This window comes from Mycobacterium sp. NGS68 (assembly GCF_059812195.1).
This window is the reverse complement of sequence record NZ_JCALCE010000027.1, coordinates 48,064-71,761: the sequence shown is the minus strand read 5'-3', so window position 1 is coordinate 71,761 and position 23,698 is coordinate 48,064. Positions and strand designations below refer to the sequence as shown.

Below are 23,698 nucleotides of genomic sequence, written 5' to 3'. Positions count from 1 at the left end.
GGAACGGAAGCATGTGGATGTTTGCCCGCCTCACAGCGACAGCCGTTTTCGACGCCTCGCCTCCTCACGTAGAGCCAACACCCGTTGATGGATCCGGTACTCGGTGGCGCGCGGCATGCCAGACGGGCCGTACTTGCCACGCCCGATCCGGCGCACCCGCCCACGCCCCATTTCCCAACGCAGAGCGTCCGAGATCGCTTTCGACGACCGGCCGCGGATGGAGAAGTCGTGATAATTCAGGACGTCGATCAGCTCGGCAATGGTCGACGGCCCGTGCAGCGCCAGGTGCCAGGTCAGCACGTAGCGAAGCTCGATTCCCTTGAGAGTCAGGTTCATTCCCGCATCGTGGCACGAGGGTCTGACACAAATAGTTGTCGCTACGAGGCGGGCAAACAGCCGCATGGCCCTGACCGCTTACGCGAGTGACGTATGTGACTCAGACGTCGGGCCCACTCAGCGCCTATCACCCCGTTACGCGTCGGGGGGCCGACGAGCAACTGTCGCTACGAGGCGGGCAAACACCCGCATGGTCCCGACCGCTTACGCGAGTGACGTATGTGACTCAGACGTCGGGCCCACTCAGCCCCTATTACCCCGTTACGCGTCGGGGGGCCGACGAGCAACTGTCGCTACGAGGCGGGCAAACAGCCGCATTCACCGAAAATTTCAACGGCGATATTTCCGCTCCCTTTGATTGCTTCTACAGACCGCATTACAGCGGTGCGCAGCCCCCGATATGGCACTGCGTGGAAGCTGCGTTTCTTAGACGCCGGGGTCGCCACATTACTAATTAGCAATCGACAGCGCGATGCCGTCCAGGATGTCGTGCTCGCTCACGGTCAGCTCGTCGATGCCGGCCCGCGCACGCAGCTCGCGTGCCAGTTCCTGCACCACGATGGCCCCGCCGCCGATCACGTCGGCCCGGCCCTCGTGCATGGGCGCCAAGGCGGCACGCTGCGCGCGGGTCATGCCGATCAGCCGGTCGCAGACGGCCCACAGATCGTCGCCGGCTACCCGCGAAAGATGAATGGCCGCAGCGTCATACGCGGTCATGTTGTGCGCCAGCGCGGAAAGCGTGGTCATCGTCCCGGCCAGCCCGACCCAGGTCCGTGCCCCATCGACCGGTACGGCACGCAGCGCGACGTCGAGTCGCTCGCGGACTACCTGACGGGCGGAGTCCACCTCGTCGGCCGTCGGCGGATCAGAGTGCAGGCACCGCTCCGTCAGCCGGACACACCCGATGTCGGCCGAATAGCTTGCCACCACCTCGGATTCGCCCAACACGATCTCGGTCGATCCACCACCCAGGTCGACGACGACGAAAGGCGCTCCGGCGCTGTCCAACTCACCGACGGCCCCGCGGAAGGACAGGCCGGCCTCCTCGCCGCCGGTGATAACCTCCGCAACCGCACCGGGGATCACGGCACCCAGCACCGCGGCCGTCATCGCAAAGAAGTCCTCGCGATTGGCGACATCGCGCGCCGCCGACGTGGCCACCATACGCACCTTCGAAACACCGTGCGCCGCCAGCAGTTCGGCGTAGTCGGCCAGCGCGGCGCGGGTCCGGGCCAGTGCGTCGGGCGCGAACTCACCCGTCGCGTCGACGCCCTGTCCCAACCGCACGATCCGCGTCTCGCGGTGCACATCGCTCAGCCGCTCCCCGGTCACGTCGGCGATCAGCAGACGAATCGAGTTGGTACCGCAGTCAATTGCCGCGACACGGTTCACGGCCACCGCAGCACCTCCACCATCGACGGATCATCGGATAACAGTGCCAACGCCTCGTCGCCAAACGGATTGAGCCCGGGCCCCTTGGCCAGCGAATGCGCGATCAACACGTGCAGGCACTTCACCCGGTCGGGCATGCCACCCGCCGAGAAGCGCGTCCCCAGCGACTCGAGCGCATCCCGCTCGGCGAGATAAGACTCGTGGGCCAGACGGTACGCCGCGGCCAGTTCGGCGTCGACCTGCAGCCGGTCGGTCATCTCCCGCATCAGTCCGGTGGTCTCCAGCCGGCTCGCCGCGGCGGTGAGCGCAGGGTGCGTCAGGTAGTACAGCGTCGGAAAGGGTGTGCCGTCGGGAAGTTTCGGCGCGGTCTTCACCACGCCGGGCTGACCGTCGGCGCAACGGTAGGCGATCGCAAGCACTCCGCGCGGTTCCCGACCGAGCTGTCGTGCCACGGCCTCCAGGTCGGCTCGGTCAACCACCGGGCGGCGCAGGGTTCGGGGAGCCGGGCGGGCCGGGTGGGCCGGGCTCGGGGGCGGCCGGCGGGGGCGACGGGGCCTCGGTGCGGGGCAGGTGCGGCGCGTCGGCGATGGTGTGCCACAGCGACGTGTACCAGGGATCGTTGCTGGTCGGTTTCGCGGGCTCGGAGCCGGGCTGCGGGGCCACCGCCGCGCCCGCGGGCAACTGTACTTGGAATGGGATGTCGCCCGGCTTGACAAAGCCGAGGCGCTCCCGGGCCTGCGCCGCGATATATGCCGGGTCCCCGAGCTTGTCCTTTCGCAGTTGCAGCTCGGAAATCTGCTGGCGCAGTGCGGCTTCGCTGGCGGCCAACTGCTCCATCTCAGTCCGTTGCTGGAAGTAGGTGCGCACCGGGCCGGCGATGGTCAGCGTCAGCACGCACACGACGATGGCCAGGATCGCGGCCCGTCGCGCGGTGAAGCCCAGCCGCTGGTCAGACCGCTGCTCCACCGATTCGGTGATCGACTGCTTGATGGGTTCGATGACCTGCTCGCGCAACGACGTCTGTGCCGCTTTCGCAGGTTTGGCGGCTGGTTTAGTGGAGCGACGGGCCCGTGAGGAGTCGCCGGCTTTCCCCGGGCGTGAGGCCGGGGAACGGCGTTTCCCGTTGGGCGTCAACGGAATTCAAACCTACTTCGAGTCCAGGGCGTACCGCGGAAACGCCAGGTCACCGGCGTAGCGGGCGGCGTCGCCGAGCGCCTCTTCGATCCGCAACAGCTGGTTGTATTTGGCGACGCGCTCGCTGCGGGCCGGAGCGCCGGTCTTGATCTGACCGCAGCCGACGGCAACCGCGAGGTCCGCGATGGTGGTGTCCTCGGTCTCGCCGCTGCGGTGGCTCATCATCGTGCGGTATCCGCTGTGGTGGGCCAGCGCCACGGCGTCCAAAGTCTCGGTCAGGGTGCCGATCTGGTTCACCTTCACCAGCAACGCGTTCGCCACGCCCTTCTCGATGCCGTCCTCGAGCCGCTCGGGATTGGTGACGAAGATGTCGTCGCCGACAACCTGTATCCGGTCGCCGATCGCGGCCGTCAGCGATGCCCACCCTTCCCAATCGTCTTCGGACAGCGGGTCTTCCAGCGACACCAGCGGGTAGGAGCCCAGCAGGCCCGCGTAGAACTCGGTCATCTGCTCGGCGGTGCGGGTGGAGCCCTCGAACTGGTAACCCGTGCCGTCGGTGAAGAACTCGGTGGCCGCGGCGTCGAGGGCCAGGGCCACGTCGGAGCCCAGCTTGAAGCCGGCCGACTCGATGGCCCGGCTGATCAGGTCCAGCGCGGCGGTGGTGCCGGCGACGTCCGGGGCGAAGCCACCTTCGTCACCCAGGCCGGTGGACAGCCCCTCCTTCTTCAGCACCGACTTCAGCGAGTGATACACCTCGGCTCCCCAGCGCAACGCCTCTGCGAAGCTGGGCGCCCCGATCGGGGCCACCATGAACTCCTGGATGTCGACGCCGGTGTCGGCGTGGGCGCCGCCGTTGACGATATTCATCATCGGCACCGGCAGGATGTGCGCGTTGGGCCCGCCGAGGTAGCGGAACAGCGGCAGTTCGGCGGAATCCGCGGCCGCTTTCGCGACGGCCAGCGAGACGCCGAGGATCGCGTTGCCGCCCAGCCGGGACTTGTCCGGGGTGCCGTCGAGGTCCACCAGCGCCTGGTCGACGAGCCGCTGATCGTCGGCGTTGAGCCCGATCACCGCCGGGGCGATCTCGTCGAGGACGGCCTGCACGGCCTTCTTCACGCCCTTGCCGCCGTAGCGGTCACCGCCGTCGCGCAACTCGACGGCTTCGTGCTCGCCGGTCGACGCGCCCGACGGCACGGCCGCGCGGGCGAAGGTTCCGTCGATCAGCGCGACCTCGACCTCGACCGTGGGGTTGCCACGCGAGTCGAGGATCTCGCGGGCCCCGACCTGCTCGATAATCGGCACTGGGTTCTCCTTTGCGCTAGCCGTCTCCCGGGCAGCCTTCAGCGTAAAGCCTGGCTCAGCGCTCTATCCTTCTACAGCGGATGACCCGCCGCATAGGCGGTCGCCCAGTCCCGCACCGCCCGCGCGTAGACGCCCGAGTTGTTATAGGCCCGCAACGCGGTGATCCATCCTCGAGGCGTCCCGAGATCCTTTCCACGCCAGCACAAGTAGCCCGCCGCCGAGAGCGCGGCGTCGTCAATGTTGTCCGGGCTGATGATGCCGTCGTTGTTGGCGTCGACCCCGTACAACCGCCAGGTCTCGGAGATGAACTGCATCGGACCCTTCGCGCGCTCCACCCCGGCGTCACCGTCCAGACCCCCCGCGTCGCTGTCCACGATGCGCACCGTTCCGCCGGTGCCGTCCAGCCGGACCCCCCGGATGTGTGGGGTGACATCCCCGTTGGGCGCTATCACGGCGCCCCGGTAGGTGCCGTTGTGGCTCTCGACCTGCCCGATCCCGGCCAGCGTGGTCCACGCGATGTGACACTTGGGATTCTCGACCTCGGCGACGCGGGCCGCGTAAGCGTAGGCCTCGAGCGCGATGACGGGCATTTCCAGCGCCGGGGCGCGTTGCTCCGCCCATTCACGCAACTGGTCGGCCGGCCGGCCGGTGGTGATATTCGTGTCCACCGGCGGCACCGGGGCACCGGCGGGCGGCGGCACGCCGTCGGGGATGAAGAGGCTGAGCTGCCAGGTGCAACTGGACGCCAAAAGCATGGCGGTCGCACCGATAACGGCGACCGCCCGCAACCAACGTCTCGGCGACACTATGCGTCCTTGACTTCCTTCGACTCCTCGCAACTCACCCTGCAACCACGAAGCCCCCATCAGACCGTCTCAACATCGTCCCATGGGATTGGCGCGGCACCCGTTTGCGGCGGGCGCCGGATCGCCGTTTCGCGCATACATTGCATTTGCTGTATGCGATTATGGCTAGCTGATTGGCGTATGCAAATGTCGACATACAGGTCCAGAGCAAACATTTGTATGATCGCTGACGGTTAGTTATCGCCAAACCGCAACGCGCGAGCCGATCCGCCCGTTACCGACGGCCTTTTCGCTTCTTGGATGTTTTGGGCACCGCGGGGGCTTCGGGGGCCTCTGGCGCAGGCCCGTCCGCCGGCGCGTCCGCCTCCTGCAGCGACGGCCAGTGGGCGCGCCACTCCTCCTCGGCGACCCGGCCGAGGGGCGCCACGTCGAACTCCTCGGCGATGTCGTCACCGCGGCGCGCGGCCGCGATCGCCTTCTCGACGCCGCGAACAACGTCGGCGAACTCCAAAACCGCTGTGCGCAACGAGTTTTCCGCATCGACATCGGTCGACACGCAGATCGAGGTGATCTCGACGGGAACCAGGTCGGCCGGCAGTCCGGCCTTCGCGACGCGCTCGATCACCTTCTGCGCCAACGCCAACGCCGGTTGACCGGTGTGTACGTCGTCCAGCACCGACTGCCGCGGCTTCTCCGCGGCCTTGCGCTCTTCCCACTGTGCCAACTGGTCCTCGAGCGAAATCGAGTTCCCGGCAAGCACTTCCGGCACCCGATTGCCCAGCTTCCGCATCAGGGTGGCAGCGACGTCGTCGATGGTGAAGGGCAGCTGCGGCGCATCCTCGGCGATGCGGGCATGGAAGAGCACCTGCAGCAGCACGTCGCCGAGTTCTTCCCGCAGCTGGTCGGCATTTCCGCTGCGGACGGCGTCCAACAGCTCGTAGGTCTCTTCCAGCAGGTAGCGCCGCAACGAGTCGTGCGTCTGCTCGCTCTCCCACGGCCCGGCGGTACGCAGCTTGTCCATCATCGCGACGGCGTCGACCAGCCGTTCGCCCCGCGGCGTCTCCGGCGCCGAGATCAGCCGCGCCCCCGCGGCCAACCTGGCGGCGACGGCGGGATGTGCGGGATCCGACGACAGCAACACCGGCGCGTCCTCGCCGAAATGCACCGGCCGCGCCGCGGGCAGCGACCACGGCACCGCGACGGGCATCTCCTCGGTGTACTGCACCTCGCCGGTGAGGTACTCGATGGCCTCGATGGGGACCAGCGAAGGGCGGCGGGGGTCGAACAAGACGACGATCATCGCGCCCGTCGCTCCTCACTCGAATTCGCTGCGTCTCCGGCGCTCGTTATACCAATTTCCTGCTGCGGTTTGCCCAGAAGGGCAGTCACCAAATTGGCAACCATCTGCAGCAATTCGACGTCGCGCAGGCGCGGGGCGCCCACCCCGGCCGAGGCGCCGCCCTCCCGCGGAATGGGCACCTGCACCGTCGACGTGGTGGCACGGTAATTGGCTCCCGGATACATCCGCTTGAGCCGCACCTGGGCGGAGTCCGGCAGACTCATCGGCGCCAACCGCACCGTTGTCGCCGACGGCGCCGAGACCTCACCGATGCCCGCGCCGCGGCACAGCAGCCGCAGCCGTGCGACGGCGACCAGACGCCGGGCGGGCTCGGGCAGCGGCCCGTACCGGTCGGTGAGCTCCTCCACCACAGCCGCGACGGCCGCGTCGTCCGGGGCGGCGGCCAGGCGCCGGTAGCCCTCCAGCCGCAGCCGGTCGCTGGCGATGTAGTCCGGCGGCAGGTGCGCGTCGACCGGCAGGTCGATCCGCACGTCCTTGGGCTCCTCGGGCGTCGTGACCACCTGGCCGTCGGCCGCCGCGCGGTACGCCTCGACCGCCTCGCCCACCAGCCGCACGTACAGGTCGAAGCCCACGCCGGCCACGTGGCCGGACTGCTCGACGCCCAGGACGTTGCCCGCGCCGCGGATCTCGAGGTCCTTCAGCGCCACGGCCATGCCCGCGCCGAGCTCGTTGTTCTGCGCGATCGTGGCCAGCCGGTCGTAGGCCGTCTCGGTCAGCGGCACGTGCGGCGGATAGAGGAAGTACGCGTACCCGCGTTCCCGGCTGCGGCCCACCCGGCCGCGGAGCTGGTGCAGCTGGGACAGGCCGAACGTGTCGGCGCGCTCGACGATCAAGGTGTTGGCGTTGGAGATGTCCAGGCCGGTCTCCACGATCGTCGTGCACACCAGGATGTCGTATTCGCGGTTCCAGAACCCCTGCACGGTGCTTTCCAGCAGGTCCTCGGGCATCTGTCCGTGCGCGACGACGACGCGCGCCTCCGGCACCAGGCCGCGCACCCGCGCCGCGGCCTCATCGATCGAGCTGACCCGGTTGTGCACGTAGAAGGCCTGACCGTCGCGCAGTAGCTCGCGGCGCAGCGCGGCCGCCACCTGCTTGTCGTCGTGCGGGCCGACGTAGGTCAGCACCGGGTAGCGGTCCTCGGGCGGCGTGAGGATCGTCGACATCTCCCGGATCCCGGCCAGGCTCATCTCCAGCGTGCGCGGGATCGGGGTGGCGCTCATGGTCAGCACGTCGACGTGGGTGCGCAGCGCCTTGATGTGCTCCTTGTGCTCGACGCCGAAGCGCTGCTCCTCGTCGACGACCACCAGGCCCAGGTCCTTCCAGCGCACCCCCGTCTGCAGCAGCCGGTGCGTGCCGATCACGACGTCCACCGACCCGTCGGCCATGCCCTCGACCACCGCGCGCGACTCCGCCGGGTCGGTGAACCGGGACAGCCCCTTGACGACCACCGGGAAGCCGGCCATCCGGTCGCGGAACGTTTCCAGATGCTGGTCGGCGAGCAGCGTGGTGGGCACCAGCACGGCGACCTGCTTGCCGTCCTGCACGGCCTTGAACGCCGCCCGCACCGCGATCTCGGTCTTGCCGTAGCCGACGTCGCCGCAGATCACCCGGTCCATCGGCACCGGCTTCTCCATGTCGGCTTTGACCTCGGTGATGGCGGTGAGCTGGTCCATGGTCTCGGTGAACCCGAACGCGTCCTCCATCTCGGCCTGCCACGGAGTGTCCGGCGCGAACGCGTGCCCCGGGCTGGCCTGCCGCTTGGCGTACAGGGAGACCAGCTCCCCGGCGATTTCGCGCACCGCGCGCCGGGCCTTGGTCTTGGTGTTGGTCCAGTCGCTGCCGCCGAGCTTGCTCAGCGCAGGGGCCTGGCCGCCGACGTACCGCGACAGCTGGTCCAGGGAATCCATTGGGACATACAGCTTGTCGGCCGCCTGGCCGCGTTTGGACGACGCGTACTCCAGCACCAGGTACTCGCGGCGCGCGCCACCGACGGTGCGTTCGACCATCTCGACGAACCGCCCGATGCCGTGCTGGTCGTGCACCACCAGGTCGCCGGCGGTCAGCGCCAGCGGGTCGACGGTGTTGCGCCGCTTGGCCGCCAATCGCTTGCCGTCGACGTTGGTGGCGCGGCTGCCGGTCAGGTCGGTCTCGGTGATGATCACCAGCTCGGCGCCCGGGATCAGCACGCCGTCGTGCAGCGGGCCCTTGAGCACGCCGACCACGCCTTTGCGGGGCGCCTGGCCGCAGTCCAGCATGGCCGCGGGGGTGTCGCATTCGGCCAGCCGTTCGACGACGCGGTGCGCGGTCCCCGTCCCGGGTGCGACCACCGCGGCGTAGCCCCCGGTCGAGACGTGCGCCCGCAGCATCGCGAAGATCGCGTCGATATCGTGCTGGTGCCCGCGCGCCGACGGTGCCGCGCGGACCTCCAGCTCGATCGCCGACTCGTCGGACAGCTGGCTCAGCGTCCACCACGGGTGACCCGAGGGGCCCGCCACCGCACGCACCTGGTCCAGCTCGACGAACCCCGACCCGCCGAGCTGCGCCACGTCGATCGGCGCCTGACTGTCCTGGCCGCCCTTCCCCGGCCCCATCGCCGCCACCGACCAGGACGCCTCCAGGAATTCGCGACCCGTCTTGATCAGGTCGGCGGCCCGGCTGCGCACCTTCTCCGGGTCGCACACCAGCACCGGGGTGCCGTCGGCGAGCTGATCGGTCAGCAGCGCGTGATCGTCAGAACGCAGCACCGGCAGCAGCGCCTCCATGCCGTCGACCGGGATGCCCTCGGACAGCTTGGCCAGCATGTCGGTGAGGGTGCCGGTGATCGCTCCCTCGTCGGCGGGATGCAGGGCGGCCAGCTCGGCGGCGCGCGCCCGCACGTCCTCGGTGAGCAGCAGTTCGCGGCAGGCGACCGCGACCAGGGACTCGACGGCGAGCTCGGGGATGGAGCGCTGGTCGGCGACCGAGAACATCCGCATCTCGCTGACCTCGTCGCCCCAGAACTCGACGCGCACCGGGTGTTCGGCCGTTGGGGGGAAGACGTCGAGGATGCCGCCGCGCACGGCGAACTCGCCGCGTCGCCCGACCATGTCCACCCGGGTGTAGGCCAGCTCGACCAGCCGGACGATCACGTCTTCGAAGTCGATCTCCACGCCGACGGTCAGGGTGACCGGTTCGACCAGGCCCAGCTGCGGGGTCATCGGTTGCAGCAGCGAACGCACCGGAGTCACCACGACTTTCAGCGGCGGTCCGAGGCGGGCGTCGTCGGGAAGCGCGAGCCGGCGCAGCACCATCAGGCGGGTGCCGACGGTGTCGACGCCCGGCGAGAGCCGCTCGTGCGGCAGCGTCTCCCAGGACGGGAACACCGCCACCGCGTCGCCGAACACGCCGCGCAGTTCGGCGGTCAGGTCGTCGGCTTCGCGGCCGGTCGCGGTGACCACCAACAACGGCCCCTGCCGTGCCAGCGCGGCGGCCACGAAAAGGCGCGCGCTGGCCGGGCCGACCAGCGTCAATTCGTCGGGACGATCGGAGGCGCGCGCGATGAGTTGGGTGAACGTCGGCGCGGTCAACGCCCATTCGACGAGCCCCGCGATCGGGGTATCTGGGCTAACAGGCCCCGGTGCGGTCATGATGCCGCCCATTCTAGGGGGCCTCGAAAAGGCGTTGCAGATCGTCAAGATTGGGCCGGACCGCGTCAAGGATGCGTAAGGAAACCAGCTGGCACGCCCTGCCGGGCGCAGCTTGGAAGCATGACATTGCTGGACATGCTGCCTTCCATCGGGAGGGCCGCGCCGCGGCGGTTCGACCCCGCCGTCTGGCCGATGACTACCTCCTGCGACGAGGAGGGTCGACTCTGCGTGGGCGACGTGCCGCTTACCGAGATCGCCGACGAGTTCGACACCCCGGCCTACGTGATCGACGAGGCCGACTTCCGGCACCGCGCGCGCCGCTACCGCAAGGTGCTGCGCGATGTCGAGGTGGTGTACGCCAGCAAGTCGCTGCTGACCACCGCGGTGGCGCGCTGGGCGCGCGAGGAGGGCCTCGGCATCGACGTCTGCTCGCCCGGCGAGCTGGCCACCGCGCTGGCGGGCGGCATGGATCCGGGCCGCATCATCATGCATGGCAATGCGAAATCACCCGACGAGCTGCGGGACGCGGTCGCCGCCGGAGTCGGGCGGATCGTCGTCGACTCCGACATCGAGATCGCCTACCTCGCCGGGCTGGCCCGGCGACGCCAGCGGGTGCTGGTGCGGGTGACGCCCGACGTCGACATCCACGGCCACCGCGCGGTGACGACCGGGATCAGCGACCAGAAATTCGGCTTCACGCTCGACGGCGGCCAGGCCGCCGACGCGGTCCGGCGGGTGTTGGCCCACCCGATCCTGGACCTGATCGGGCTGCACTGCCACATCGGCTCGCAGGTCACCGATCCGGCCCTGTTCGGCGAAACCATTCACCGGATGATCGCCGCGATGGCCGACATCCGCGCCGCCCACGGCGTCATCCTCACCGAACTCAACATCGGCGGCGGCCACGCCGTGCCCTACGTCCGCGGCGACGGTGAGCTCGGCCTCGAGGACCTGGCCGCCGCCATCGAGGACGCGTTGGACGAGGCCTGCGCCGCCGAGCACTTCCCGCGGCCCGCCGTCGTCGTCGAGCCGGGCCGCGCCATCAGCGCCCGCGCGGGCGTCACCCTGTACCGGGTGCGGTCGGTCAAGTCACGGCCCGGTGGCCGCACGTTCGTGTCGGTGGACGGTGGCATGAGCGACAACCCGCGGGTCGCGCTCTACGGCGCGCAGTACACGGTCGCGTTGGCGAACCGGCATGGCCTCGGCGTGAAGCAGGTCGTCACCGTGGCGGGCCGGCACTGTGAGGCCGGCGACGAGATCGCCCGCGACGTCGAGCTGCCGGCCGACGTGCGTCCCGGCGACCTGCTCGCCGTGGCGTGTACCGGCTCCTACCACCACAGCATGGCGTCGAACTACAACCTGGTCGGGCGCCCGCCGCTGGTCGCGGTCAAGAAGGGCCGCGTCCGCCAGCTGGTGCGCCGGGAGACGACGGCCGATCTGCTCTCGCGCGACTGCGGCTGACTACCAGCCCATCGTGCGCCAGGGGTAGAACGCGCCGTTGCCGACGTCGTGGACGCCGTAGGAGTCCCAGTAGTAGTCGTGGCAGACGGCCGTGTCCCACGGCACGGGCCGGCCGGCGGGATTGGGTTGCCCCGGGCACCACGTCGTGCACGCCTGCAGACGGGGGCAGGGAGCGGCTTGTGCGGCGGGCGCGGCCAGCTCGGCGCCGCCCCACAGCAGGGCGGATGTCGCAAGGCCCAGAACCGCTGCTTTCACACCGGTGATCGTATTCATGTTGGCTCCTTCGTTGCCGGCTAGTTGCGGGTTACTGCCGATCTCAACAAAAGGCGCTTGCGTACTTCTTGCGACGGATTCGCGCGCTACTCGTCCTGCAGCCGCGGATCGGCTTCCAGGTGCGTCAGCCCGTTCCACATCAGGTTGACCAGGTGCGCGGCGACCACTTCCTTCTTGGGTTCGCGGGTGTCGAGCCACCATTGCGCGGTCATCGACACCGAACCCACCAGCGCCTGCGCGTACAGCGGGGCCAGGTCCGGGTCCAGGCCCCGACGGGCGAAGTCGCCCGCCAGGATGGAGCTGACCTGGCTCACGGCGTCGTTGAGCAGGCTGGAGTACGTGCCCGAGCTGATCGAGGCCGGGGAGTCGCGGATCATGATCCGGAAGCCGTCGGTGCGCTCCTCGACGTAGGTGAGCAGCGCCAGCGCGACGCGCTCGACGCGCACCCGGGACCGGTTGTTGGTCAGCGACGACGTGATGCCGTCCAGCAGCGCCGACATCTCCCGGTCGACGACGACGGCGTACAGGCCTTCCTTGCCGCCGAAATGCTCGTAGACGACCGGCTTGGACACGTTCGCGCGCTGGGCGATCTCTTCGATCGAGGTGCCGTCGTAGCCCCGCTCGGCGAACAGGGAGCGCGCGATGCCGATGAGCTGCAGCCGGCGCTCGCTGCCGGTCATCCTTGCGCGCGGCGCTCGCACTTCTTTCTCGGGAGCTGCCACGTCAACCAGGGTATCGGTTTGCGCGCCGCGCCCGGGCCGAGGCACACCGGGCCGCGGGCTCGACGCCCTCGGACTAAAGTCTTGATCGGCAATCCGTCGTGGTGTAATCGGCAGCACCTCTGATTTTGGTTCAGATAGTTCAGGTTCGAGTCCTGGCGACGGAGCCCCACCAGCCCCATGGAGCCCAGCTCTTTGCCGCGAGCGTGCATGAAATGCCACTCTTGACGGCGTGTCAGCGTGCAACTGCGCACGCTCGGCGCGCCAGATTGCGTCGGATTGCGTCGGATTTCTAAGGAGAGTCGATGACGTTTCGTGGTGACACGGCGGTCCTGGTGCTCGCGGCCGGGCCCGGCACCCGAATGCGATCGGACACCCCCAAGGTGCTGCACACCCTCGGCGGACGCAGCATGCTGTCCCATTCGCTGCACGCGATGACGAAGCTGGCCCCCCAGCACCTGGTCGTGGTGCTCGGCCACGACCATCAGCGGATCTCCCCGTTGGTCGCCGAGCTGGCCGACACGCTCGGGCGCGGCATCGACGTCGCGCTGCAGGACCGTCCGCTGGGCACCGGGCACGCCGTGCTGTGCGGCCTGTCGGCGCTGCCCGAGGACTACGCCGGGATCGTCGTCGTCGCCGCGGGCGACACCCCGCTGCTGGACGCCGACACGCTGGCCAACCTGATCGCCACCCACAACTCCGCTCATCCCGAGGGCAAGGCCGGCGTCACCGTGCTGACCACGACGCTCGACGACCCGCACGGCTACGGCCGCATCCTGCGCACGCAGGACAACGAGGTGATGGCGATCGTCGAGCAGACCGACGCGACGGCTTCGCAGCGCGGCATCCGCGAGGTCAACACCGGCGTCTACGCCTTCGACATCGCCGCCCTGCGCTCGGCGCTGAGCCGGCTCAGCTCCGACAACGCCCAGCAGGAGCTCTACCTGACCGACGTCATCGCCATCCTGCGCCGCGACGGCCAGACCGTCAGCGCCCGCCACATCGACGACAGCGCGCTGGTGGCCGGGGTCAACAACCGCGTCCAGCTGGCCGAACTGGGCGCCGAGCTGAACCGACGGATCGTGGCCGCCCACCAGCTGGCCGGGGTGACGGTCGTGGACCCCGCCACCACCTGGATCGACGTCGACGTGACGATCGGCCGCGACACCGTCATCCACCCCGGCACCCAACTGCTGGGCCGCACCCGGATCGGCGGCGGCTGCGTCGTCGGCCCGGACACCACGCTGACCGACGTCACCGTCGGCGACGGCGCCTCCGTCGTGCGCACCCACGGCAGCGAATCGGCGATCGGCGACCGCGCGACCGTCGGCCCCTTCACGTTCCTTCGGCCCGGCACGGTGCTGGGCGCCGACGGCAAGCTCGGCGCGTTCGTGGAGGTCAAGAACTCCAACATCGGCACCGGCACGAAGGTGCCGCACCTGACCTACGTCGGGGACGCCGACATCGGCGAGCACAGCAACATCGGCGCGTCCAGCGTGTTCGTCAACTATGACGGCACCACCAAGCGGCGCACCACCATCGGCTCGCACGTGCGTACCGGCTCGGACACCATGTTCGTGGCGCCGGTCAGCGTCGGCGACGGCGCCTACACCGGGGCCGGCACGGTGATCCGCGAGGACGTCCCGCCGGGCGCGCTGGCGGTGTCGGCGGGCCCGCAACGCAACATCGAGGACTGGGTGCAGCGCAAGCGGCCGGGTACTGCGGCCGCCGAGGCAGCCCTGGCCGCCTCGAGTGCAGCCGATGCACCCGAGGCCGACACAGCGCCGTGAATTTACTAGCCGGTAACCACTACGTACGATGGGGGCGCATTCCATCCCCCGATACGGCGAGGGCAGCACGTTGAGCCACGACTGGACCGATAATCGCAAGAATCTCATGCTGTTCTCCGGCCGCGCGCATCCGGAGCTGGCCGAACAGGTGGCCAAGGAGCTCGACGTCCATGTGACCGCGCAGACGGCGCGGGAGTTCGCCAACGGCGAGATCTTCGTGCGGTTCCACGAGTCGGTGCGCGGCTGCGACGCGTTCGTCCTGCAGTCGAACCCGGCGCCGGTGAACACCTGGCTGATGGAACAGCTGATCATGATCGACGCGCTGAAGCGGGGCAGCGCCAAGCGGATCACCGCCGTCCTGCCGTTCTACCCGTACGCGCGGCAGGACAAGAAGCACCGTGGCCGCGAGCCGATCTCTGCCCGGCTGGTCGCGGACCTGCTCAAGACCGCGGGCGCCGACCGGATCGTGACGGTGGACCTGCACACCGATCAGATCCAGGGCTTCTTCGACGGGCCCGTCGACCACATGCGCGGGCAGAACCTGCTGACCGGCTACATCAGGGACAACTACCCCGACGGCAACATGGTCGTGGTGTCCCCCGACTCCGGCCGGGTGCGCATCGCCGAGAAGTGGGCCGACTCGCTGGGTGGCGTTCCGCTGGCCTTCATCCACAAGACCCGCGACCCCCGCGTGCCCAACCAGGTGGTGTCCAACCGCGTCGTCGGCGAGGTCGCCGGCAAGTGCTGCGTGCTGATCGACGACATGATCGACACCGGCGGGACGATCGCCGGCGCGGTGAAGCTGCTGCGCGACGACGGCGCCAAGGACGTGATCATCGCGGCGACCCACGGCGTGCTGTCCGATCCGGCCGCGGAGCGGCTGGCCGCGTGCGGGGCGCGTGAGGTGATCGTGACGAACACCCTGCCGATCGGCGAGGAGAAGCGGTTCCCCCAGTTGACGGTCCTGTCGATCGCGCCGTTGCTGGCCAGCACGATTCGCGCCGTCTTCGAAAATGGCTCGGTCACAGGGCTTTTCGATGGAGACGCCTAGATGGGCTCCGGTCCGGACGCTGTCATCTATCACAACCCGAAGTGCAGCACGTCGCGTAAGACGCTGGACCTGTTGCGGGACAACGGCATTGAGCCCTCGGTGGTCCAGTATCTGAAGACCCCGCCGACCCGCGCCGAGTTGGTGCGCATGATTTCCGACGCCGGCATCGACGTGCGCACCGCGGTGCGCAAGCGGGAGTCGTTGTACGCCGACCTCGGGCTTGCCGACGCCACCGACGACGAGTTGCTCGACGCCATGGCCCAGCACCCGATCCTGATCGAGCGGCCGTTCGTCGTCACGCCCAAGGGCACGCGGCTGGCCCGGCCGATCGACGCGGTCCGCGAGATTTTGTGAACCGCTGCGCTTTTGCCCTGCTCGCGGTGGCCGCGTCGGCGGTCCTGGTCGTGGGCTGCGCACCGAAAGCCCCCGACTTCCGTTCGGTCCTGGCGACGACCACCAGCGCCGCCGCGACCACGACCACCTTGACCGCCAAGCCGGTCCCCCTGTCGAAGTACCTGGAGAGCATCGGCGTCGCGGCGCAGCAGGTGGCACCGGAGGACCTCAAGGACCTGACCGTGACCATCCCGACGCCGCCCGGCTGGGAACGCGCCCACAACCCGAAGATCGCGCCGCAGACGGTGATGCTGTCCAAGGGCGGAAAGTTTCCGACGGCCCGACTGGTCGTCGGTCGTTTGCGCGGCAACTTCGACGCCGCCGAGGTCATCAAGCACGGCAACGACGATGCCCTGCTCTTCGCAAACTCCAAGCAGCTGAACGCCTCGATGGCGGACTACAACGGTTTTCCGTCGTCGATGATCGAGTGCAGCTACGACGACATGGAGGGCGCGCGGCTGCACACCTGGAACCGCATCGTCATACCGACCGGGTCGGGGCCGGACAAGCAGCGGTACCTGGTTCAGCTGACGATCACCAGCCTGGCCAGCGAGACGGTCGCGCAGTCGACCGACATCGAGTCGATCATCCACGGGTTCGTCGTCGCGGCCAAGTAAGAGGCGCTACTAGGCGTCCAACCGGGTGAATTGGCGCCGCTGGTACTGCTCGACGCAGGCGCGGCGCCGGATCTTGCCGCTCGTCGTCGTGGGAAGCGATCCGGCCGGCACGACGACGAGGTCGCCGACGTTCAGGCCGTGCGCATTGGAGATCGCGGAGGTGACGTCGCTCTTGACCTGGGTGACCCAGCGCATGGCCTCGGTGGAGTCCGCCCGTTGCTTGAGCTCGATGACGGTGACCAGTTGCTCGGTGCTGTCGAACGGGACCGAGATGGCCGCGACCCGACCACCGGTGATCGCCTGGACCGTTGCCTCGATGTCCTCGGGGCAATGGTTTCTCCCGCGGATGATGAGCAGGTCCTTGATGCGGCCGACGATGAACAGCTCGCCCTCAGAGACGAAACCCAGATCGCCGGTTCTCAGCCAGGGCCCGTCCGGGGTGCCCGGCGCGGGGTCAACGAGCGTCGCGCCGAAGCACCGCTGCTCCTCCGGCGGCCTGTTCCAGTAGCCGGACGCGACGTTCTCGCCATGCACCCAGATCTCGCCGACGACGTCGGTCGGGCATTCCCGGTGCGTGTCGACATCCACGATGCGCAGCGCGGGTGACTGCGGCAGCTCGTACCTCACCAGCGGTGAGCCACCCGAAGCCGCGGACCGCCGGGCGCGTCCCGCGCCGAGGTCGTCGACATCAAAACGGGCGGCCCCCGCCGAATCATTCCAGGTGCCGCTCGTCACGAAGACGGTCGCCTCGGCCATGCCGTACGACGGACGCAGCATGCGGTCGGCGAAGTTGAAGTGCGCGAAGCGATCCGCGAAGCGCTCCAATGTGTTCGGGTCGACGCGTTCGGCGCCGTTGATGATGCCCAGGACACCGCCCAGGTCGAGCCCGGCGAGGTCGTTGTCGGTGGTCTTGCGAGCCGCCAGGTCGAAGGCGAAGTTGGGCGCCGCCGAAAAGGCACGCGGATTCTGGGCCAGTGCGCGTATCCACCTGGCCGGTTTTTCCAGAAATGCCACCGGGCTCGTCAGGTCGGCCCGATAGCCGCCCAGGATCGGCGCGCAGACGCCCAGCACCAAACCCATGTCGTGATAGAACGGCAGCCACGACACGATCGTGGGGTTGGCGGCGGCCGCGGCGGGCACACCCGCGGACAGCCTGCGCATCAACTGCTCGAAGTTCACCGCCAGGTTGCGGTGCGAGATCATCACTCCGGTGGGCAGCCGCGTCGAACCGGAGCTGTACTGCAGGTACGCCGTGCTGGGTGCGTCGACTTCCGAGAAGCTCTGTCCGCCTTCCGGCAGCGGGGCGTCCAGCGTCATGGAGTCGATTTCGACGATCTTGGGAGCGGTGCCCAGGGGCGCCTGATCGACATAGTCGCCGATGTCCTCGGCCACCGCGGACGTCGTGAGGACCAGCGACGGCGACGTGTCGTCGAAGACGGAACTCACCCGGTCGAAACTCGAGCCGCGGTGCGGCAGCGGGAGCGGCACCGCGATCAGCCCGGCCTGCATGGATCCCAGGAACGCCAGGATGTAGTCGAGGCTCTGCGGAGCCAGGATCACGGCCCTGTCGCCGACCGACGCATGCAGGGTCAGTTCGCGGGCCACGTTCAAGGTGCGCCGGGACAGCTGCGACCACGTGAGGCTCTCCGGGACGCCGGCCGGGTCGTGGGTGTAGTCGGTGAAGGTGAACGCCAGATCGTCCGGGCGCAGGCTCGCGCGTCCGTGCAGTATCGAAAGAAGCGTGGATTGAGGAGACGGCGTCACAGATTCAACTCCGTACTAGCTGGGCGGGTTCGGGTGGGTGGCGTTGTTCAGCACCGATATGGCACCGCTGAGCAGCTGCGACATCGGATCGGCGCCGCCGCCGAACGTCGCCTGCGAAGCCGGCGCCGTGACCTCCGCGGGGTCGAAGCCGTGTACCGGGTCCACGGTGATCGGCGCCGTCGCCGGATCGTCGTTGCGCGAATAGCCCGCGTCCACCCGCGGCTTCAGAATCGCGTCAAGCCTGTTCAGCGTGTCCTCGGGCACCCCGAGGTACTTGAAGCCCATCACCAGCGGAAGGTGCTGTTCGGGGATGAAATACGTCGTCGTCGTCCCGCCCCGGGAGTTCACTTCGGTCCTGATGTTGCGGGCCGGCACCATGCTCGGTTTGGTGAACGCCACGGCCGTGTGACCGGTTGCCAGGCCCACGACCGCGTTGAGGAGCGCGAACAGGTTGTCCGGGCGGTCCGGCCAGTCGGCGATGCTGTCGTAGGCGGAGACGAACTGGTCGGTGTGGTACTGGCTCTCCACCGGGGCCGGTATCGCGTAGTCCATGAACGGCACGACGCTGCCGACGGGGAAGTTCTGGGTCAGGAAGCTCTGACTGAAGGGACTCCTGGCGATCGGGTCGCCGAACGTCGCGAAGGTCAATTGGTCGGGCGGCGGCGCGGTCGGGTCGTGCGCCAGTTGCGCCTTGACGGCGTTGAGCACGAGCGCCCCCTCGGACAACCCCATCGTCGTCCCGGGACCGCCCCGGCGAATCGAATTTTCCAGACTCGGCTCTCCGACGTCGATCGATTCGCCGATGCTGGGACCGTCGACCCCCAAGCCCGGAAAGAATCGGTCCAACTGGCCGACGCCGGGAAACAGTCGCTCCAGGGTGTGGCCCTGCACCTGGCCCGCGGGGTACCAGACGTTCTCCCGCTTCATGCCGGGGAACCAGTCCTTGCCGGTCATCCGGATGTACTCGTCGTACGGGATGCCGAGCACGTGGGCGCCACCCAGGGCGTACGCCGTCCGGTCCGGCGACACCGGCGCGGCGACCGGCGTCCCGTCGGCGGTGACCCCCGGTATTGGCGGCCCGGGCAGCGGTGGGTCGGCGTCCGCACCCGTTACGCCGAAAGCACCTGTGACACAGGCGGTTACCAACACCGCTGATCCCGCGAGAAGTTTCCGCTTCATCATTTCCGGTTAATCCTGACCCTTCATCGCTTCTTCAGGTTCTTTCGGGCTCAGCCGCCCCGGCCACCAATTGGCCCGCCCCAACAACGCGGCCACGGCAGGGACCGTGATCGTTCGCACCACGAAGGTATCCAGCAGAATTCCCACGCCGATCACGAACCCGCCCTGGACCACGATCCCGATGCTGGAGAAGAGCAGGCCGCCCACCGACGCGGCGAAAATCAGCCCGGCCGCGGTGATGACGCCGCCCGTCGAGCCCAGGGTCCGGATGATGCCGTACCGCGTGCTGTGCGCCGCCTCGTCGCGCATCCGCGACACGAAGAGCATGTTGTAGTCGGCGCCCACCGCGACCAGCACCACGAAGGCCAGCGGAGGCACCGTCCAATGCAAATGCTGACCGAGGAGGAACTGGAAGGTCAGCACTCCGATTCCGATCGCCGCGAAGTACGAAACCACCACCGAGGCAACGAGATAGAGGGGTGCGACGACCGCGCGCAGCAGCAGCATCAGCGTCAGCAGGACGACGATCAGCGTCGCCGCGATGATGTATTGAATATCGTGCCGGTAATAGTCGCGGGTGTCCCGCAGCGCGACGGGGAAACCGCCCATGGATATCGTGGCGCCGGCCAGTGTGGTGTTCGGCTGGGCGCTCTTGGCGACGTCGATGATCTCGTTGACCTGATTCATCGCCTCGGGGCTGAACGGGTTGAGTTTGGTTTGAATCAGGTACCGCACGGAGTGGCCGTCGGGCGAGATGAATGCCTTGGCGGCCTTCTGGAACTCCGCGAGCCGCAACACCTCTTTCGGGATGTTGAATCCCGCCTGCGACGGCTCCGCGGCGTTGTGCCTCATCGTCAGCAGGAACGCCGATGCCTCGTTGAGCCCGTCAACGATCACCTTCATTTGCTGGACGAGTTGATCGACACCGCCGGCCACCTGCTGGCTTCCGCCGGCCAGGCGGTCGGCGCCTTGCTGCAGCTCGTTCAGACCCGCCTGCGGGCCGCCGGGCTTGTCCAGCCCCATGGCGTGCACCGCGCCGACGACGCTGGCGAGCGCGGCGTTGAGCTTGGTCACCGTCGCGTTGAGGCCCTGCCTGCCGTGCGGATCCCCGAGTTGGTGCGCGAGCTGATTGATCTGTTCGAGTTCGCCGTGGTCGTGCGCCAGAACGAGCCGCTCGAACTGGCCGCGGGTGTTGCTGCAGGAGGCGTCGGCGTCGCAGACCGGGTTGCCCTGCAGCGCCGCCAGGACTGGGCCGATCCAGGCGAACAAGTCCTTCCCGGCGCTGAAGTTCCAGCCCATCTCGTTGGCGAGGGCGTTGACGTTGTCGACGAGCTTGGCGGCGATGTCGACGTTGCGTACCAGCTCGTCGCCACCCGACTTGGTCTTCAGCGTGGCCGACGCGTCGAGCAGCTTCTGCAGGCTGGGGACGAGCGCTGTGATCTGGGCGCGCAGGTCGTGCAGGGTACCGGCCAGGGTGTTCGCGCCGGCCGTGAGCCGGTTGAGGTCGCTGCTGCGCTGCTCAATCTGGGCCGAGCCGTCGGCCAGCCGGGTACCCACGATGCCGGCCTGATAGGTGGCCCTGAACTCCGGTGGCACGTCGCCGAGGGGCCGGGTGATCCCGCTGACCAGCCCGACGTTCGGCAGTTGGGCGATGCGCGCGGCCATCTGCTCCAGGTCGGCGAGGGCCTGCGGGGTCCGCAGGTCGCGCGGTGACTGGACAAGGATGTACTCGGGGATGGACTGGCTGAGGGGAAAGTGGCGTTCCAGCGCGGCGTAACCGATCGAACTCGGCGCCGACGCCGAAACGGCCTTGCGGTCGTCATAGTTGTAGCGCGCGAGGATCGCGCAGGTCGCCAGCAGGGCCAACACGAGCAGGCTGGTCACCAGATGTGTGATCGGCCGGCGGACGATGCGGATGCCGGACCGCCGCCACGACCGGGCGGTCAGTTCGCGTCGCGGCTTGACCCAACCGCGGCGCCCGGCGAGCACCATGATCGCGGGCAGCAGCGTCATTCCGGAGAGGTAGGCGACACCGATCCCGATCGCCGACGAGACCCCGGCCGTCCTGAACACGCCCATCTTGGTGAAGCTCAGGAGCAGGAAGGTGACACCCACCATCGCGGCGGACGCGGTGATGACCTTCCCGATCGACACCATCGCCGCCCTGATCGCCTGATCGGAGTCCTTGCCCAGCCGCAAATAGTCGTGATAGCGGCTGATGAGAAAGACCGCGTAGTCCGTTCCGGCGCCGGCCAGGATCGCGCTCAGGAACACGATGGACTGGTTGGAGACGCCCGCGCCGGTCAGCTGGGAGTAGCCCGACACCAGCGCCTGCGCGATCACCACCGACGACCCGATGGTCACCAACGGCAGCATCATCGTCACCGCGCTGCGGTAGACCAGCAGCAGCACAGCGAGCACCAGGATGCCGATCGCGAGCTCGATCGGCAGGCGATCCTGCTGGCCCGCGACGGTGAGGTCCGCGACGGTGGCGGCGGGTCCGGTGACGTGCACGGTCACGGGACTGCCCGCGACGCTGTGCTGGATGAGGCGGGCCACCCGGTTGTAAGACTCGTAGGCCCTCGGCGTGCCCAGTTCGCCCGCCAGGCCCACCGGCAGCACCCAGGTTTTGTTGTCCTTGCTGCTCAGGAACTTGCGGAGTTCGGGGGTGTTGATGAAGTCCTGCACCGATACGACGTTTTTAGCGTCCTTCATGTCCTGCCGAAGCGCGTCGACGACCTTGCTGTAGGCCGCCTCGTCGGCGCGGCCCAGCCCGTTCTCGTTGACGAACGCGACCAACAGGAGGTCGTCGTTGCCCGGTTCGTGGAACGCCTCGGTCATCTTCTTGGCGGCGATGCTCGACGGCGCGTCGCTCGGCAGGATCGCGAGCGGATGCTTCTCCGCCATGTCGTTGAGCGACGGGACGGAGAGCGGCAGGGCGATCGCCAGCGCGATCCAGACCCCTATCACCGCCCATGGCCACCGCGCCACGAAATCGATCAACCGCCGCATATCGTCCTTAAACCCAGTACCGACCCAGTCTCACCTGTCTGACGTTCGCCCAAGTTACGCGACGCGTCCCCAGTGCCCGCTCGCGGCGACCCGCCCGCAGACGGACTTTGTCGCCTCCATGTAGCGCAGAGCCGATTTCTCGGCGACCGGGTTATCGGGATGCATGATCGCCATCACGGTGCCTTCGCTGTACCGGAAGATGTAGATCGTCAGCTGGTAGGAGAATCGGCCGTCGGGATAGATGCCGATGTTGTCGGCGAGGCCCAGTTCGCCCGCCGCGAGGATGGCGTTGAGCGGAGCGGCGCCGCCATGCAGGAAGTTCGACACCGGAAAGTTGGGCTCCGGCCACTTCAGCCACGGGGCCAACTCCAAGACCCGGTAATACGGCACCCTGGCCATGTCCAGGCTGGAATCGAAGGCGGCCTGAGCGGCGTACGCGGCGTCGTTGAAGGAGGTCGCGGCGATCGGGATGGTGATCGGGATCAGCCCGGTGAACCAGCCCTGCGTCATGAAATTGTCGCTGGCCGTGCGCGAGTCCCGCGGAGTGAGTCCGTAATAAGTGAGGGCGCCGGTGAATTCGTGCTCGACCAGGCCGAGGCAGGCGAACAGGCCGCCGACGAAGCGCGCGCCGGCCGCCGAACAGGCCGCCTCGAATCGATCGGTCTGACCTGCGGTCATCAGCGCCAACGGGGTGATGGTGCTGCTGGTCGTTTTCGACGGACTACCGAGCGGCAGCGGGAACTCGGGAAAGCCCGCGTTGTTGTTCTCGGCGAACTCGATCCACGCGCGCACCCCGGGCGAATCCAGGGTCAACGCCGACGTGAACTCGCGCTCGCGGGTGCAGAAGCCGTCGAAGCTGCCGGCGTCGGGAAGCGCCAGGGCCTCACCGCCTCCGCTCAACGCCTGGTACATGCTGTTGGCTTCCATCATCGTGGTGCCGATCAGCGTGGCATCCCCGTGGACGTGGTCCATGGCGGCGAAAAACGTGAAGTGGTCCTCGTTCTGGATGATCCCGAAGGTGAAGCATCCCCATTCCAGCGGAGTCGGTATGTCGATGACATGGGCGCGAATCTTTTCGACCGTCATGTGACCGTGATCGACCGGCTCGAACTCGATGTCCGCCGGATCGCTGATTGCGTGCCGGACGAACTCTCCGTCGTCGGTGCGTTCGAACCAGCTGCGGAAGGTGTCGTGCCGACGCAGGTACGCGTTGAGGGCGACGTCCATCGCGGAAATGTCACACTGCCCCGGCGCATCGCAGCTGGCGATGATCTGCCGGGAGAAGTTGAGGTCCGCATCCGTCCGCGCGCAAAAATTCCGCAGATGTTGGGTCTGCATGTAGCTGATCGGCACGGGGCTGACCGGCGCTCGCCGCGCTTTTTCAGCGGACCCTGGGGTCGGATGCCAAGAGATGACCGAGCCCGGACTCACCGACCATTCATCAAGTGCGCCAACAGTAAACGTGCCGATGCGCAAAACGTTG

At 68.2% G+C, this 23,698-nt stretch carries 19 protein-coding genes and 1 tRNA gene; 6 read left to right on the top strand and 14 right to left on the bottom strand.

Annotated features, from left to right (window positions below; genetic code table 11):
* Positions 1 to 30: 30 nt before the first annotated feature.
* From AC5Y5V_RS23955 to mfd, 8 genes are all read right to left on the bottom strand, one after another.
* Complete coding sequence (locus tag AC5Y5V_RS23955) at positions 31 to 336, bottom strand: hypothetical protein (protein WP_499940404.1); 306 nt, start codon at positions 334 to 336, stop codon at positions 31 to 33.
* A 450-nt stretch (positions 337 to 786) separates the two neighbouring features.
* Positions 787 to 1,734 (bottom strand): Ppx/GppA phosphatase family protein, encoded by a 948-nt coding sequence (locus tag AC5Y5V_RS23950; RefSeq protein WP_499940403.1) that lies wholly within the window; start codon positions 1,732 to 1,734, stop codon positions 787 to 789.
* A complete protein-coding gene (locus AC5Y5V_RS23945) occupies positions 1,725 to 2,207 on the bottom strand; it encodes a DUF501 domain-containing protein (RefSeq protein ID WP_499940402.1) in 483 nt (160 codons plus the stop codon). Before AC5Y5V_RS23945 ends, AC5Y5V_RS23950 begins: the two co-directional genes overlap by 10 nt.
* Positions 2,200 to 2,868 carry an FtsB family cell division protein gene (locus AC5Y5V_RS23940; RefSeq protein WP_499940422.1) on the bottom strand — a complete coding sequence of 223 codons (669 nt, stop codon included), beginning with the start codon at positions 2,866 to 2,868 and terminating at the stop codon, positions 2,200 to 2,202. Before AC5Y5V_RS23940 ends, AC5Y5V_RS23945 begins: the two co-directional genes overlap by 8 nt.
* 6 nt (positions 2,869 to 2,874) lie before the next feature.
* Complete coding sequence (gene eno, locus AC5Y5V_RS23935; protein WP_499940401.1) at positions 2,875 to 4,164, bottom strand: phosphopyruvate hydratase; 1,290 nt, start codon at positions 4,162 to 4,164, stop codon at positions 2,875 to 2,877.
* Positions 4,165 to 4,235: 71 nt separating this feature from the next.
* On the bottom strand, positions 4,236 to 4,970 hold the full coding sequence (locus tag AC5Y5V_RS23930; RefSeq protein WP_499940400.1) for a lytic transglycosylase domain-containing protein: 735 nt from the start codon (positions 4,968 to 4,970) through the stop codon (positions 4,236 to 4,238).
* A gap of 274 nt (positions 4,971 to 5,244) precedes the next feature.
* Positions 5,245 to 6,270, bottom strand: a complete 1,026-nt coding sequence (locus tag AC5Y5V_RS23925) for a nucleoside triphosphate pyrophosphohydrolase (RefSeq protein WP_499940399.1) — start codon at positions 6,268 to 6,270, stop codon at positions 5,245 to 5,247.
* On the bottom strand, positions 6,267 to 9,956 hold the full coding sequence (gene mfd / locus AC5Y5V_RS23920; RefSeq protein ID WP_499940398.1) for a transcription-repair coupling factor: 3,690 nt from the start codon (positions 9,954 to 9,956) through the stop codon (positions 6,267 to 6,269). Before mfd ends, AC5Y5V_RS23925 begins: the two co-directional genes overlap by 4 nt.
* A 120-nt stretch (positions 9,957 to 10,076) precedes the next feature.
* Here mfd and lysA point away from each other — a divergent pair, with 120 nt between their 5' ends.
* Positions 10,077 to 11,417, top strand: coding sequence for a diaminopimelate decarboxylase (lysA, locus tag AC5Y5V_RS23915; protein ID WP_499940397.1), 1,341 nt, complete (start codon positions 10,077 to 10,079; stop codon positions 11,415 to 11,417).
* Here lysA and AC5Y5V_RS23910 read toward each other — a convergent pair whose 3' ends face one another.
* Complete coding sequence (locus tag AC5Y5V_RS23910) at positions 11,418 to 11,672, bottom strand: hypothetical protein (protein ID WP_499940396.1); 255 nt, start codon at positions 11,670 to 11,672, stop codon at positions 11,418 to 11,420.
* A 104-nt stretch (positions 11,673 to 11,776) separates the two neighbouring features.
* Complete coding sequence (locus AC5Y5V_RS23905; RefSeq protein ID WP_139822595.1) at positions 11,777 to 12,370, bottom strand: TetR/AcrR family transcriptional regulator; 594 nt, start codon at positions 12,368 to 12,370, stop codon at positions 11,777 to 11,779.
* A gap of 134 nt (positions 12,371 to 12,504) precedes the next feature.
* On the opposite strand from AC5Y5V_RS23905, the gene AC5Y5V_RS23900 reads away from it, so the two are divergent.
* The 5 genes from AC5Y5V_RS23900 (at position 12,505) to AC5Y5V_RS23880 (ending at position 16,260) form a co-directional block, all read left to right on the top strand.
* Positions 12,505 to 12,576: transfer RNA gene (locus AC5Y5V_RS23900), tRNA-Gln, on the top strand.
* A 138-nt stretch (positions 12,577 to 12,714) separates the two neighbouring features.
* Positions 12,715 to 14,199, top strand: coding sequence for a bifunctional UDP-N-acetylglucosamine diphosphorylase/glucosamine-1-phosphate N-acetyltransferase GlmU (gene glmU / locus AC5Y5V_RS23895; protein WP_499940395.1), 1,485 nt, complete (start codon positions 12,715 to 12,717; stop codon positions 14,197 to 14,199).
* Positions 14,200 to 14,269: 70 nt separating this feature from the next.
* Positions 14,270 to 15,250: a ribose-phosphate diphosphokinase gene (locus AC5Y5V_RS23890; RefSeq protein WP_499940421.1), complete on the top strand. Its 981-nt coding sequence runs from the start codon at positions 14,270 to 14,272 to the stop codon at positions 15,248 to 15,250.
* Positions 15,251 to 15,604, top strand: a complete 354-nt coding sequence (gene arsC / locus AC5Y5V_RS23885) for an arsenate reductase (glutaredoxin) (protein WP_499940394.1) — start codon at positions 15,251 to 15,253, stop codon at positions 15,602 to 15,604.
* Entirely contained in the window at positions 15,601 to 16,260 is a 660-nt protein-coding gene (locus AC5Y5V_RS23880) for an LpqN/LpqT family lipoprotein (RefSeq protein ID WP_499940393.1), read from the top strand. The genes arsC and AC5Y5V_RS23880 overlap by 4 nt, the downstream gene beginning before the upstream one ends.
* Positions 16,261 to 16,269: 9 nt before the next feature.
* Here AC5Y5V_RS23880 and AC5Y5V_RS23875 read toward each other — a convergent pair whose 3' ends face one another.
* From AC5Y5V_RS23875 to AC5Y5V_RS23860, 4 genes are read right to left on the bottom strand one after another with little or no spacing between them, the layout of a single operon-like run.
* Positions 16,270 to 18,024, bottom strand: coding sequence for an AMP-binding protein (locus AC5Y5V_RS23875; RefSeq protein WP_499940392.1), 1,755 nt, complete (start codon positions 18,022 to 18,024; stop codon positions 16,270 to 16,272).
* Between the two features lie 15 nt (positions 18,025 to 18,039).
* The gene (gene pe, locus AC5Y5V_RS23870; protein WP_499940420.1) at positions 18,040 to 19,173 is read right to left on the bottom strand and encodes an acyltransferase PE; all 1,134 of its coding nucleotides are present in this window, start codon (positions 19,171 to 19,173) and stop codon (positions 18,040 to 18,042) included.
* 39 nt (positions 19,174 to 19,212) lie between these two features.
* Positions 19,213 to 22,215, bottom strand: a complete 3,003-nt coding sequence (locus tag AC5Y5V_RS23865; RefSeq protein ID WP_499940391.1) for an MMPL/RND family transporter — start codon at positions 22,213 to 22,215, stop codon at positions 19,213 to 19,215.
* Positions 22,216 to 22,269: 54 nt separating this feature from the next.
* A complete protein-coding gene (locus tag AC5Y5V_RS23860) occupies positions 22,270 to 23,691 on the bottom strand; it encodes a condensation domain-containing protein (protein ID WP_499940390.1) in 1,422 nt (473 codons plus the stop codon).
* Between the last annotated feature and the right edge of the window lie 7 nt (positions 23,692 to 23,698).